The sequence below is a fragment of the Photobacterium sp. 1_MG-2023 genome, assembly GCF_030547945.1.
In the GTDB taxonomy this organism is placed as follows: Bacteria; Pseudomonadota; Gammaproteobacteria; order Enterobacterales; family Vibrionaceae; genus Photobacterium.
The window spans coordinates 22,556-35,959 of the sequence record NZ_JAUORR010000004.1 but is presented as its reverse complement, the minus strand read 5'-3'; the positions used below and the strand labels follow the sequence as shown (position 1 = coordinate 35,959).

Annotated in this window: 11 protein-coding genes; 8 read left to right on the top strand and 3 right to left on the bottom strand. The window is 50.9% G+C overall.

Annotation, left to right across the window (positions count from 1 at the left end; all coding sequences use genetic code 11):
• Positions 1 to 7: 7 nt before the first annotated feature.
• Positions 8 to 1,687: an Hsp70 family protein gene (locus tag Q4579_RS05215; RefSeq protein WP_303562241.1), complete on the bottom strand. Its 1,680-nt coding sequence runs from the start codon at positions 1,685 to 1,687 to the stop codon at positions 8 to 10.
• 260 nt (positions 1,688 to 1,947) lie between these two features.
• Between Q4579_RS05215 and slyA the strand changes: the two genes are divergently transcribed.
• The 4 genes from slyA to Q4579_RS05195 all read left to right on the top strand — a co-directional run bounded on the left by slyA (position 1,948) and on the right by Q4579_RS05195 (position 6,358).
• A complete protein-coding gene (gene slyA, locus Q4579_RS05210; RefSeq protein WP_303562240.1) occupies positions 1,948 to 2,430 on the top strand; it encodes a transcriptional regulator SlyA in 483 nt (160 codons plus the stop codon).
• A gap of 6 nt (positions 2,431 to 2,436) precedes the next feature.
• The gene (locus tag Q4579_RS05205; protein WP_303562239.1) at positions 2,437 to 3,495 is read left to right on the top strand and encodes an HlyD family secretion protein; all 1,059 of its coding nucleotides are present in this window, start codon (positions 2,437 to 2,439) and stop codon (positions 3,493 to 3,495) included.
• A gap of 12 nt (positions 3,496 to 3,507) precedes the next feature.
• Positions 3,508 to 4,545, top strand: coding sequence for a DUF2955 domain-containing protein (locus Q4579_RS05200; RefSeq protein WP_303562238.1), 1,038 nt, complete (start codon positions 3,508 to 3,510; stop codon positions 4,543 to 4,545).
• A gap of 196 nt (positions 4,546 to 4,741) precedes the next feature.
• Complete coding sequence (locus Q4579_RS05195) at positions 4,742 to 6,358, top strand: methyl-accepting chemotaxis protein (RefSeq protein ID WP_303562237.1); 1,617 nt, start codon at positions 4,742 to 4,744, stop codon at positions 6,356 to 6,358.
• Positions 6,359 to 6,369: 11 nt separating this feature from the next.
• Here Q4579_RS05195 and Q4579_RS05190 read toward each other — a convergent pair whose 3' ends face one another.
• The gene (locus Q4579_RS05190; protein ID WP_303562236.1) at positions 6,370 to 8,028 is read right to left on the bottom strand and encodes an EAL domain-containing protein; all 1,659 of its coding nucleotides are present in this window, start codon (positions 8,026 to 8,028) and stop codon (positions 6,370 to 6,372) included.
• Positions 8,029 to 8,500: 472 nt separating this feature from the next.
• Here Q4579_RS05190 and Q4579_RS05185 point away from each other — a divergent pair, with 472 nt between their 5' ends.
• The 4 genes from Q4579_RS05185 to Q4579_RS05170 all read left to right on the top strand — a co-directional run bounded on the left by Q4579_RS05185 (position 8,501) and on the right by Q4579_RS05170 (position 12,533).
• On the top strand, positions 8,501 to 9,010 hold the full coding sequence (locus Q4579_RS05185) for a GNAT family N-acetyltransferase (RefSeq protein WP_303562235.1): 510 nt from the start codon (positions 8,501 to 8,503) through the stop codon (positions 9,008 to 9,010).
• A gap of 2 nt (positions 9,011 to 9,012) precedes the next feature.
• Positions 9,013 to 9,579, top strand: a complete 567-nt coding sequence (locus Q4579_RS05180; protein WP_303562233.1) for a GNAT family N-acetyltransferase — start codon at positions 9,013 to 9,015, stop codon at positions 9,577 to 9,579.
• 147 nt (positions 9,580 to 9,726) lie between these two features.
• Entirely contained in the window at positions 9,727 to 12,069 is a 2,343-nt protein-coding gene (locus Q4579_RS05175) for a membrane-bound PQQ-dependent dehydrogenase, glucose/quinate/shikimate family (protein WP_303562232.1), read from the top strand.
• A gap of 23 nt (positions 12,070 to 12,092) precedes the next feature.
• Positions 12,093 to 12,533, top strand: a complete 441-nt coding sequence (locus Q4579_RS05170) for a DUF1772 domain-containing protein (protein ID WP_303562231.1) — start codon at positions 12,093 to 12,095, stop codon at positions 12,531 to 12,533.
• Positions 12,534 to 12,572: 39 nt separating this feature from the next.
• Here Q4579_RS05170 and Q4579_RS05165 read toward each other — a convergent pair whose 3' ends face one another.
• Complete coding sequence (locus tag Q4579_RS05165) at positions 12,573 to 13,262, bottom strand: RT0821/Lpp0805 family surface protein (protein ID WP_303562230.1); 690 nt, start codon at positions 13,260 to 13,262, stop codon at positions 12,573 to 12,575.
• Positions 13,263 to 13,404: the final 142 nt, after the last annotated feature.

Here is a 13,404-nt window from a genome sequence, read left to right as displayed (position 1 = left end):
TCATATCTTACGAAAACCCCCAGTGTTTCAACTGCACCTCAACTTCTTTCTTTGCATCCAGGATGATTTGTTGATTCTGGCTGTCCAGTGCCTGCGTAAATTGCAGGATCAGGTGTTCAACCATTTCTCGCTCGTAGCCGAGTTTTTCTTCATAAAGTCGGTTGAGTTTTTCCGTTAGAGCGATATTCGGTAACTGATCTCTCGGATGGGTTTTCAGTTGCGCCAGACGTTCCTGACTGGCGCGCTTGTCGGCTTCGCTGAGGCCAACGGGCGTGCGATCAATTACCTGCTGGACTTTGGCATTGGTTGATAGGATCGTCACATCCACTTCGAGCAGGCCATTGATGTCGTAACTGAAACGTACATCGATGGCTTCTTCTCCCGCCCGGTTCGGTGGCACTTCGATTTCAAACTCAGTGATGAAGATATTTTCGCGTGCCCAGAATCGTTCGCCCTGATAAACCGCGATCCGGACTTTATCCTGCTGGTCATAAGCGGTGTTGAAACGTTCGACCCGGGAGGTCGGAATCACGGTATTGCGTTCAATGATCGGGCTGAAGACATCCACTTGCCCGTTTCGGTTAGCGGCAATGCCCAGACTGAATGGGCTGACATCTGTCAGCACGATTTCCTGAACCGCCTGATCCCGAAGCCGACAGGCAGCCTGCGTGGCGGCCCCCATCGCAACAACCTGATCCGGGTCCAGCTTGCTCTGGCCAAACCGGCCGATCAGCCGGGTTGCCAGTTGCTGCACCTGACGCAGTCGCGTTGCGCCGCCAACAAAAATCAGTTCATCGATTTGATCGGTACTGATGCGCGCGTCACTCAGAGCACGGCGCAGGGGTTGCGAGAGCTTGAGTAAGGTGGATTTCCAGATATCTTCCAGTTGAATGGGCGTCAGCGTGAACTGAGTATTGAATGGCTCAGGCAGGACGATTGTCATCTCAGGTTGCTGATTTTTTTTGGCAGCTTCGCAGGCGCTGAAAATCTTGGCCCGATCGCTCAGGCTGAGATCGCTTTCGCGGGTTTTCAGCTGATCTATCACATACGCTGCCAGCTGGCGCGTGAAATCTTCACCGCCAAGCTGGTTATCGCCCGCGGAGGCATGGACGTCGACAAAACCGTCCTGATGCTCAACCACAGTGACATCAAAAGTCCCGCCGCCCAGATCGAATACAAGAAAGCGTCGCTCATGGGTTTCATGCAGGCTGTACGCAAGGCACGCTGCGGTGGGTTCGTTGATCAGCCGGACGGCAATCAATCCCGCCAGCTCTGCCGCCTGATGGACTTGCTTGCGTTGTTGGTCGCTGAAATACGCCGGTACAGAAATCACAACTTCAAGAATCGCTTCGCCCAGATGTGCTTCGGCATCGGCTTTGAGTGATTGCAGGATCAGCGCGCAGAGTTCGGCAGGCGTATAGCGGGTCTGTCCGAGTAAATAGGTTTTTTCCGTGCCCAGAAAGCGTTTGAAAGCCGCGGCTGTTTCCTGCGGGCGGGTAAGTAAGCGGGACTGCGCGGCTTCACCGACCAGTACCTGACCCTGTTCATCAATGCTCACCACGGAAGGCGTCAGAAAGTGGCCCAGTGCATTTGGGATCAGTTCGGCCTGACCATCACGCCAAACGGCAATGGCACTGTTGGTTGTGCCTAAATCAATCCCGATCGCCAGATGTTTGTTTGTGCTCACAGTAATCCCTATTGCATACCCACAGAAAGGCGCAGGATATCAAGAGATATGCTTTGAGCCAACGTGTTGATTTCAAAGATGTGAGACGTTGAGAAAAGCCTTGCAGATGGCATTGTGCTGCTTGGTTCTCCAAAGCTGTCGGGTATGCCTGTGCATTTGCCTGCTCGTACAAGAAATGTGTGATTGAACTCACAACTATTTACTTAGCCTGCTGACTCGATTATATTACTTAGCAGGCTAACTAATTAGGGCGGTGAATCATGGTTCAAGACATCAATTATCTTCGGGATATGCCACTGGCAGAGCAGCTGGGCCGTGTCTCCCGGTTATGGAAAATGGTCGCCGATCGTGAGCTGGCCCCGCTCGGGCTGACTCATCCCCGCTGGACAGCATTGTGGAAATTACAACGTCTGGGCGATCACGTCAGCCAGAAGACACTGGCCGAAGCGCTGGAAATTGAACTGGCATCGCTGATGCGGACCCTGAAGCAACTGGAAGAACAGTCCCTGATCACCCGGCGATGCTGCGAGACCGACAAACGTGCCCGGATTGTCAGCCTGACTGAATCCGGCCGCCAGATGATTCTGCAAATGGAGAGCCGCATCATGCAGGTCCGTCGTCAGTTATTAGCCGAGATTCGTGAAGAAGATCTGCAGCATCTGAGTTTGATGCTGGAGCAAATTGCGCATAACGCGCTGGATTCCCTGCACCGGGAAAGCGATAACCACGCACAGGAGAAGTAAGCCCTTATGACACCCGATCAAAAATTCGCCCGCTGGATCCGAAATGCCTGTTTCGCTTTTGTTCTTCTGTTTGCCTATTTTCTGGTGGCGGATCTGGCCATGCCTTTAACCCCGCAAGCGATGGCAACACGGGTTGTGACCAAAGTATCGCCACAAGTCAGCGGACAGATCACCGAGATTCATGTCAAAAACAACCAGGTGGTGCATCAGGGGGATGTCTTGTTTGATCTCGACCCGGCGCCGTATCAGCTGGCGGTTGAGCAGGCTCGTCTGAATCTGGAAAAAGTTATTCAGAACAATGAACAACTGGATGCATCGATTCAGGCTGCCCGCGCGGATGTGGAAGCTAATGACGCAGTGTTACAGCAGAAGAATCGCGAAGCGAAACGACTGAATGCTTTGTTTCACCGCAACGGGACTTCACAGCAATTGCGTGATGACGCACAGAGTGCCGCCAAGGCTGCAAAAGCCAATCTGATTGCTGCTCAGGCCCGCTTGAAAGAGCTGCAGGTCAGCCGGGGCGATGTCAGCGACAAGAACCTGAGTATTCGTGTTGCAAAAAACCAGCTGCAGCAGGCTGAGCTGAACCTGTCTTACACCCGGGTGGAAGCCAAACACGATGGTGTGGTGACTAACCTGCAGCTTGAAAAAGGGGCTTATGCCGCGGCAGGAAATCCGCTGGTGGCACTGGTGTCCAAAGATGTCGATATCATTGCGGACTTCCGCGAGAAAAGCCTGCGCCATTTTTCACAGGACAGTCAGGCTATGATTGCATTCGACAGTCAGCCGGGCCGGATATTCACAGCGCATATCAGCAGTCTGGATGCCGGGGTCAGTTCAGGTCAGTTTGATGCCAATGGCCGTCTGGCAACACCCACGGAATCCAACCGCTGGGTGCGTGATGCACAACGTATGCGTTTGCATCTGAGCCTTGAGGATGAATCTGTTCAGGCAATGCCTGCCGGTGCCAGAGCGACGGTTCAGCTGATCCCTGAAAATGCTCTGCTGGCCTGGTTGGCCCGCACGCAGATTCGGTTCCTGAGTGCCCTTCATTATATTTACTAATACGGAGGGGCCATGAAACTTTGGGATCACCCGATGTCGGAAAATGATTTCCGCCAGTGTCTGAGAATTGCTACCGGCGCCACGCTGGGCTTTACCCTCAGTAAAATCTTTGGCTGGAATTATGGCGTATTTTTTACGGTCACACCGATGCTGTTGCTGGGCATGGTGCCGGTGATGAGCGCGCATGCGGCCAGACAACTGATTGCCTCTGCGGTCGTTTGCGGGCTGGAAGTGGGCATTCTTGGCGGCTTGTTTGGCGGTCATCCCGGTATGATGACGATGATTGCGTTTGTCCTGTTTCTGTACAAGTTTGCCTGTATGTCGAAGGGGCCGCTGTTTCTGTTTGGTGCCAACAGTGTCCTGAGTCTGAGTATCATGCTGCATTTCGCCAGCTATCCCAGCTCCGATTTAAATGAACTGATTTTCAGTAACCTGCTGGCCAATGTGTTGTCTGTGGTGATTGCATATCTGATGACATTTCTGATCCCTGATGCGACGCCAAGGCCCGCGCCAGCCCGGCCGGCAGAGCCGAAAGGTTCGCACCGGATGCGTCATGAAGCTCTGATGGGGGCGACCATTGCAACGCTGTCTTTTATTGTGTTTCAGGTGTTTGATCTCAGTGACTCCATGTCAGCTCAGGCGACGACTTTATTGCTTCTATTCCCGATGCATTGGAACGGCGCTTTGGGCTATGCCAGAAAGCGGGCGATGGGGACACTGCTCGGCGTGTCGTTCGGTATGGCCGGACAACTGCTGCTTTATGATTGGTCAGACATGCTGGTTCTGATTGTGCCTGTTCTTTGGATTGGCGCGATGATATTCAGTTACATGCATGTAAAAGAGTCCAGTGGGTCGGGGGCAGGTTTTGGTGGGTTAACGACACTGGGTATCTTATTTGGCCAGTATCTGACGCCCGGGAATGATTTGATTTTCAGCGCCCTGTATCGCGTCAGCAGTATCTTTTTTGCCATTGTAGTGACGCTGCTGGTTACGTATCTGGTTCACCTGCTGCTCAACCGCTTTGAAGCGACCCGGTTCAGTGCCGCTTAAATGATTCGATCCCGGTTATGCTTTGCTGCAACAACGACGCAATCTGTAGAATCTGATTAAGACTGATGTCGCATATCAGTGTTTTAGTTTATGCCTGAAGGGGATGATTTCCTATTTCTTTGACCTCAGATAAATAAGGGGAGATTTCACTCGGCCACAATAGGTGTTTTGTTGCTTATTTCGGCATGGTGATAGCGTGAAATTAGGGAATATTTCGATAAAAATAAAATTACAGTTGCTGGTTGCCATTGCAGCCGGAATGATTGTCTCTGTCTGTATTTATAATCTGGCGTTACAACGCACGGCTGCTTTTCAGGAACGGGAAGGCAAATTGCGGGCACAGGTCGAAACGGCGCAGAGCATCATTCAGTATTTTGCCGGACAGGCATCTGAACTGGGCCAGACGCAAGCACAGCAGATGGCCAAGAAAGCGATTGAGCAATTGCGATATGACAGCGACAACTATTTCTGGATCACCAATCCCCGTCAGCAAGTGATTCTCCACCCGCTGAAACCTGAACTCAACGGTGCGGATGCGTCTTCGATCCGCGATGGGTCCGGTCAGTATCACTGGCAGGAAATGGCCCGGATTGCAGCCTCGGACGGACAGGGCTTTCTGGATTACACCTGGCGTGCGCCGGATGGCCGTCTGCATGACAAAATTTCCTACGTGCTTTATTTTCCGCAGTGGGACTGGATCCTTGGTTCCGGCATTCTTGTGTCTGATATTGAAGACGAGTTTTATTTCAATCTGGCCAAAGAAGCCGGTTTTGCGGCAGTTGCGATTCTAATCCTGGGTGGGCTTGGTTATCTGTTGGCACGGGACATTGTGATACCGCTGAATGCGCTGGTCGAAAAGGTCCATGTGATTGCGGACGGGAATCTGAAAGTCCGGCTGAACAAGCAGCGTACAGATGAAATCGGTAACATGGGCCGGGAAGTCGATCGCATGCTGGATAAGTTACAGGCCGCATTGAAAGTCGCCAGTGATTCAGCCGCACAATCGCGGGATATGGCCAGCCGGATCGCCGGTGCCAGTGAGGAAACTGCGAGCAGTGTGGAATCACAGCATGTTCAGTTGGAACAGTTGTCTTCTGCGATGAATGAAATGTCGGCGACCATCAACGATGTGGCACAGAACGCAGAAAGCACCTCAGAAGCCACAAAAGGGGTGTCAGCACAGGCGCACGACAGCAGCACGCGCATGAAAGCGACCAGTGACAACATTCAGACGGTTGCGGAAAATATTACCGATGCAGACCGCTTGGTGAATCAGTTACTGAATGGGGTAAAAGACATTCATGCTGTGGTGAATGTGATTCAGGATGTATCCGAGCAAACCAATTTGCTGGCACTGAATGCTGCGATAGAGGCTGCACGAGCCGGGGAAATGGGACGCGGTTTCGCTGTGGTTGCCGATGAAGTCCGAAATCTGGCGAGCCGGACACAGCAGTCGACCTCAGAAGTGAAAGCCAGCATTGATCGGCTGACTCAGATCGCGGAACAATCAAGTCAAACGATGCAAACCAGCCATCATCAGGCGGCAGCTTGTGTGGATGTAGCGCTGGAAACCCGCACGACTTTCGATACCATGGTGGCCGATCTGAATGAAACCACGGATCGGGTTGTGCTGATTGCAGCTGCAGCCGAGCAACAGGGCATTGTGGCGAATGAAATGAACGAAAATGTTAGCAGTATTAATCTTTCAGCGAATGCGATGAAAGAAGCGTCTATGAATCTGGCGATGGAAAGCCAGGCGATGGCTGAAGCTTCTGAGATGCTGAATCAGCATCTGGCCTACTTTAAAGTGTGATCGGACGTTGCTCAGGGGGCACTGCTCCCTGAGTCGGGTTGCTGTTTTTTTTGAACTGTGGCTTGCAGGGTATCGATTTCAGCCGCCGAGAGTGTGGCCAACTGATCAAAAAAGTGTTCCAAAGCGATAGGTCTGCCGTAAAAATATCCCTGAAAATAACGGATATGGCGTTGTTTGAGATAGTCTTCCTGGATAGCATTTTCAACCCCTTCTGCAACGACCTCAATATTCAGGCGTGCCGCCAGATCGAGCACGTTATCCACGATGTGATTAGGGTGGTCCACAGTTTTAATCAGATTCGTGAAGCTTTTATCAATTTTGATGATATCGACATCAAATTGATTGATGTAGCTGAGCGATGAATGGCCCGTGCCGAAATCATCCAGCGCGATTTGTGCGCCTAACTGGTGTAGCTTTTCAAACAAATGATGGGTCTGATGCGTATCTTCAATGATGGCGCGCTCCGTCAGCTCTACAACCAGTTTCAATTTCCCCTCAGGGAGATGTGAAAGTAAATTCAAACAGTCTTGATATAACTGGAGATCATCGCACTGGCTTGCACTGATATTAATCGCCAGGTGAAAATTGTCTGGAAGCAAGTGAATATTCTGAATCAGGCTTTGTTTCAACTGGTAGAGGATTTGTGTTGTCATGATACTGATTAATCCCGTTTCCTCTGCCAGCGGAATAAAGAAGTCCGGTCGAATAATGCCTTGGCTGGGGTGCTGCCAGCGGATAAGTACTTCTGCACCACATAATTGGCCCTGTCGATTAACGATGGGTTGAATAAATGGAGAAAACTCTTGTTTCAGAACGGCTCTTTTCAATTCTTCCTGAGGCGAACGAGGGCGATTTAACTGGCGATAACGATTTGCACTGACCAGAATGGCAATGAGAACGCAAAGGTATAAATGAATGTAAAATTCATGTTTTAAATAATCCAAGTACATGCCTCTGCTGACATAGGCTGAGATTGTAAACTCTTTATTTATCGAACTCTGGGACATTTTTGTGGCGGAGGAAATATCAATGTCGCCATGATTAAATTCTACAGACTGAAGATTGTTGAGCGTGATGGTCAGGGGAATGTTTTTGGTGATGGTATTCAGTAATTTTCTGACATAGGTGGTATCGATCATCGCTACCGCAACCCCATTGCTCTTTTGATGGCTGACAATTAAGGTTTTTTTATCGGGGCTATAATAGCTTGAGGGAATTAGGAAAATGTTTCCCTGAATGGGAAGATAGCTGATTTTATTCTTTGGGATTGGCTTGTTGAAAGCAGATGAACAATAAATGTAGTTATCTTTCAACAAGTTGAGTGTTCGAATATTCGAGATAAGTACAGAAATCCGCTTTAATTGATTTGATGTTTCAAGGTTGCATTCTTGCTCTAATAGTTGGGCGGCCTGATGGGTTGCGTCATATGCATCGTCGAGAATATTTTGAAAGAGATTGTTTAGAATCGTTTCTTTTTCGTAAATCTGACTTTGAAGGCTATATCTTGCATGAAGGTAAACACCTAAGAATCCAATTGCAATGATACCAAGAAAGATAGAAAGAGTGATGCAACATTGCCAGAGCGTTGTTCGATATGAGGCCGTTTTTTTATGTTGGCAATGAATATTCATAATCAAAGATTCAGCGTATTTTGATGAGAGGCTACGCATTAGAATACCATGGATCACATTGTTTGGAATGTTATGTGAGCAAAACTGATAACAATATTTTTATTTATATAAAACATTAAAATTGATCTACATCAATAAATGTGAATATCTGAGCAATCTCTCCACCCCCTGACTACGCCGGTTAAAAGAATGATAAGGATGGTTTCTGAAAGACCTCCTTGATTGATAATGGGACAGGCAGAGCCTCTGATCACGGGCAGTTACGGCAAAGATACGGCAGCCACTTTGCCAGAGGATGGACGCTATGTCTGGCGTCTTTATTTTACGGATACGGGCTTACCTGAGCAGATGATGATGTCAAAATGCCAATGATTGGCTGGCATTGATGAGAAAGTAAGAATGATTCATGAAGACAATGTATTGATGCAATTTGTCTTTATGCATTCCAGGTGTATTTCACGCCTGAATTACGCTAGTTTAAATCCTCCTGAAAGTTGAATATGGATGAACAATGAACATCAGAAGCGTGAATCTGAATGATGCTGAGCAATTGGTTGGATTATTTGAATCTTTGGATCATGAAACCTCATTCATGTTATTTGAACCGGGTGAACGGCAATTGACAGTCGAGGCACAATCAGAAATTTTACCGGGTTTTATTGATCATGCACACCAAGCGATGTTCGTTGCAGAAGATGACAACCAGAATATCGCTGGGTTTGTGGTTGGGATCGGTGGAAAAATGAACCGCAATCGCCATGCGCTTTATCTTGTGATTGGCGTCCGGCAAGCGTATCAGGGACGTGGCTTGGGTCGGCGATTAATATCTGCCCTGGAACAATGGGCGAGCGCGCAACAATTTCATCGGCTGGAACTGACTGTGATGGCACACAATCAGGTGGCCAGAAAACTCTATCTTTCTGCGGGTTTTCAGGAAGAAGGTGTCAAACGGGATGCGTTGAAAGTGGATGGTCAGTTTGTCGATGAAGTCTATATGGCGAAATTTTTAAAACAGGCGTGAGTATGGCAATGGCATTTTTAGAAACTGAACGATTACTCATACGTCCCTGGGAAAACAAAGATGCAGTGCCCCTTGCGAAGATGTGTGCCAATCCGCAAGTGATGCGTTACTTTCCGTCTGTATTATCTCAGGAGGAGAGTGAAGCGTTACGTCAGCGGGTGCAGTCTCTGATTGAAGAGAACGGGTGGGGCTTTTGGGCGGTCGAGTTGAAAGCTACCGGGCAGTTCATTGGCTTTGTGGGCTTGCATGCTCAGGATCTGGCGATTCCGAATACCCCCTTCGTGGAAATTGGCTGGCGGCTGGACGCTGAGCATTGGGGAAAAGGCTATGCTCCAGAAGCGGCACAACGTGCATTGCAGTATGCGTTTGAATCACTGGATGCACCCGATGTATATGCATTTACAACGGTGACGAATTTGCCTTCGCAGCGGGTGATGCAGAAGCTGGGAATGACAGACTGTGAGCAAAACTTCCTGCATCCGAAACTGCCTGCGGATCATGTGTTGGCAGAGCATTGTCTGTACCGGATTACCCGGGCAGAATGGCAGCAGAAAAAACGTAACCTATAAGCAATAAATCAGGCATGCCCGCGCTTCAGCCGCAATGTTCGGTGGATTCGGCGGTCAGAATTTCTGGCTTTCATCTGCTTGAATTCCTGTGCATCTTTACCGGATGGTCTACCCTTTGCTTGATAAGAACTTGAAGGGAATGGGTGTATGGGATTCATTGCTTTTTTGTACTCACTGATCGGTCTGGCGTTACTGGGGGGCGGACTGTGGCTGATTTCTCTGGGAGGCAGTTGGTATTTTGCGCTTGCAGGTGTTGTATTGTTGCTGGTTGCAGCCAAGGTCAGAACGAAACGGGGCAATGCCCAGTTGATCTATGGCCTGTTTCTGCTGGCGTCGCTGGTCTGGGCTTTGTGGGAGTCGGGGTATGACTGGTGGGCGCTCGCAAGCCGTTTAGGTTTGTTTCTGATCCTCGGGATTCCGCTTTTATTCTCTTATCGCCTGATGGGGCGTTCCAAAATCAGTCGTTTGACCGCTTACTGGTGGTTGGTGGCTCTGGTGACCCTGGGCAGCATGCTGAATACCACGCACCACCTGGAAGGCAAACTGAATACGTCGCCGCTGGTTCAGTCCCCGAACCTGGGAGATGTACCTGAAGGGGACTGGTACAGCTATGGTCGCAGTCCGCTCGGCCAGCGGTATTCCCCTCTGGCGCAGGTCACCCCTGCGAACGTCGGCCAGCTTGAACTGGCCTGGCAGTATCAGACCGGAGATACCAAAGGCAAAGGGGATATCGGGGAATTTACCTACGAAGCCACGCCGCTCAAAATAGGCAATACCTTATATTTTTGTACCCCGCATAACTGGCTGGTCGCCCTGGATGCCGACAGCGGTGAAAGGCGCTGGCAGTACAACGCCAAAGTCGGGACCGACAATCAGCGTCAGCATCAGACCTGCCGGGGCGTGTCTTATCTGCCGCCAGCAACAGGTGAGCCAGTGGCGTTGACGGCTGCGGGATCAGCCCAAGCAGAAACACTGCCCAGTATTGCCTGCGATGCGCAGCTGTATCTGCCGACATCAGACGCCAAGCTGATTGCACTGGATCCGGCCACAGGTGCACGCTGCCAGAATTTCGCAGACGATGGTGTGCTGAATCTGCTGCATAACATGCCCTTTCCGAAGTCCGGTTATTATTACTCAACGTCACCGCCTGTGGTGGCCAAGGGAGTGGTCTTGGTGGCCGGTGCGGTGAATGATAATTACGATATTAATTCACCATCAGGCGTGATTCGGGCTTACGATGTCAAAACCGGCGACCTGAAATGGAACTGGGACGCTGCGAACCCCACGGAAACCCAGCCCATCGCAAAAGATAAAATGTATGCGACCAGTTCTCCAAACAGCTGGTCCGTTGCCAGTGCCGATCCACAGCTAGGCCTTGCTTACTTCCCGATGGGGAACCGGACACCGGACCAGTTGGGCATGTACCGCACGCCGGATGAAGAAAAATATGCGTCCTCCGTCGTTGCCTTGCGGCTGGATAATGGCCAGGCCGAGTGGGTCCAGCAATTTGTGCATCATGATCTCTGGGATATGGATACCCCTGCACAGCCCAGTCTGGTGGATATTCAAACCAGCAAAGGGCTCATTCCCGGCCTGGTGGTGCCAACGAAACAGGGTGATGTTTATGTATTGAACCGGGCCACGGGAGAACCGATTCATCCAATCACCGAAGCCCCCGCACCTCAGGGAACCATTGAAGGGGATTTCGCCTCTCCGACACAGCCTGTTTCTGCATTGACCTTTAATCCGCCACCGCTGGAAGAAAAAGACATGTGGGGCGCAACAGCCCTGGATCAGCTTTACTGCCGGATTCAGTTCAGAAGCTTGCGTTATGAAGGACGCTATACGCCGCCGTCAGAGCAGGGCACCATTGTCTACCCCGGCAATTTCGGTGTCTTTAACTGGGGGGGGATCGCGGTGGATCCGGAACGTCAGGTGATGTTCGGTATGCCGCTGTACCTTGCATTTACATCGACTCTGATTCCAAAGGATACGGGCGATCTGGGCGAAGTGAATGTGGGCGAACATGGCGTGAATGCCAATGAAGGGGCAGATTATGCGGTCGAGCTGAAGCCATTTCTTTCGCCATTGGGCGTGCCTTGTCAGCAGCCGCCCTGGGGCTATATTGCCGGTGCGGATCTCGCTCAGGGGAAAATTATCTATCAGCAGAAGAATGGCACTGTTGAAGACCTGACGCCGCTGCCGCTGCCCATCAAAATGGGTGTGCCCGGGATCGGCGGGCCGGTGATCACCAAAGGCGGACTCGTCTTTATGGCTGCCGCCGTGGATAACTATCTCCGTGCTTATGATCTGGGTGATGGCGAGGAGCTCTGGAAGGCCCGTTTACCGGCAGGAGGGCAGGCAACGCCGATGACCTATCTCAATAGTCAGGGGGAGCAAATGGTGGTGATTGTTGCGGGCGGGCATGGCTCCATTGGCACCAAACTGGGCGATTATGTCCTGGCTTATCAACTGAGAAGCCAGCGGTGATTCCCGCCGATCTTTTGAATACTGTGGCTGACTTCGCAGGTGTGTTAGCGGCTTTCAGTGCCAGTCTGTTTTGCGGGGCAGCCAGTTATATCAGCCTTGTCGAACATCCTGCCCGGCTGGAATGCGGCGGAGAGCTGGCTGCAACCGAGTTTCAGCCCAGTTACCGTCGTGCCGCCAGGATGCAGGTGACGCTGGCACTGGTGTCGACGCTCGCGGCAATCACCGCTGCGGCGATGGGTGGACTCTGGCTGTGGCTGCTCGGTGGCGCGCTGATATTCGCGGTGATCCCTTTTACATTTCTTGCCATCATGCCAATCAACCGGCAATTACAGGCAACGGGGCTGAAAAAGCATTCGTCGGCGACCTTTGTGTTACTGGAGCAATGGGGTCGGTTGCATGCCATCAGAACCGCGATGAGCCTGCTGGCCTGTCTGATTGATTTCGCGGTGCTGGTGGTTGATTAGTGAGGGAAGGTTATCCGCGCAGGAGGAACCGTATTGGCATTATCCGGTGGTCACGATTTCCCAGCGTCCATTGTCTAACTGGCAGGCGGTCCCCATCGCGGTGGCCGTCGTGTCATTGATGCGGACTTCCTGAATAAATTCCCGGCAGTAGCGGCCACTGGTGGTGGTGCCTTCCCGGGTGGGGGTGACCGAACCGGATGCGTTCTCCACCTGCCATTGGATAGCATTGCCGACAGAAACACGGGTCGCTTCAATCTGTGCCTGTTCAAGCTGACGTTGCTGGCGTTCTGTCATCTGATTCAGTAATTCAAAGTGGATGGCTGTAAATGCCAGCCAGGGTAAGGCTTGAGCATCTGTTTGCAGTTCACCGTATCCTGAGTACCAATTGCCATAAGGGCGGGTGACCCGAATATCCTGGACCATTCGATATCGGTTGGCTGGAACGGTCTGGATTTTTTGGTTTTTGATGGCCAGATATTGGTCAATATCAAACGACAGACGGCTGTCCATCACACCGTTTTTCAGTTCTTCTTTGCTGATCCGCCCGGTTTTCTTTTCAACAGCGACCTGAGGGTTATAAATGGGTTGCTGGGTACTGAGCAGGGCAAGTTGGTGACCTGCGCTGGGCATCAGGGGATTTGCCTGCGTGATGCTGGTCAACGTGAGAAGCAACAGGGGAAATAACTGCGCGGTGACATGATGGCGTCGGAAAAATCCTGTCGAAGACATGGGCGAATACTCCATATCAAAAGTAAACCTGATTGATATTTTTCATTCCATGATTGTTTTTTGTTCCCTGAAATCAGTATAGAAAGTGGAATCTCCGGGTTGAGGCTTCTCGATATCTGATCTCAGGATCAAGACGAACAGA

Bases quoted from the DNA above. Each gene is read 5' to 3' on its own strand.
- Q4579_RS05165 (WP_303562230.1), bottom strand. From the start codon at position 13,262: ATGTCTTCGACAGGATTTTTCCGACGCCATCATGTCACCGCGCAGTTA.
- Q4579_RS05205 (WP_303562239.1), top strand. From the start codon at position 2,437: ATGACACCCGATCAAAAATTCGCCCGCTGGATCCGAAATGCCTGTTTC.
- Q4579_RS05185 (WP_303562235.1), top strand. From the start codon at position 8,501: ATGAACATCAGAAGCGTGAATCTGAATGATGCTGAGCAATTGGTTGGA.
- Q4579_RS05200 (WP_303562238.1), top strand. From the start codon at position 3,508: ATGAAACTTTGGGATCACCCGATGTCGGAAAATGATTTCCGCCAGTGT.
- slyA (WP_303562240.1), top strand. From the start codon at position 1,948: ATGGTTCAAGACATCAATTATCTTCGGGATATGCCACTGGCAGAGCAG.
- Q4579_RS05175 (WP_303562232.1), top strand. From the start codon at position 9,727: ATGGGATTCATTGCTTTTTTGTACTCACTGATCGGTCTGGCGTTACTG.
- Q4579_RS05180 (WP_303562233.1), top strand. From the start codon at position 9,013: ATGGCAATGGCATTTTTAGAAACTGAACGATTACTCATACGTCCCTGG.
- Q4579_RS05190 (WP_303562236.1), bottom strand. From the start codon at position 8,028: ATGCGTAGCCTCTCATCAAAATACGCTGAATCTTTGATTATGAATATT.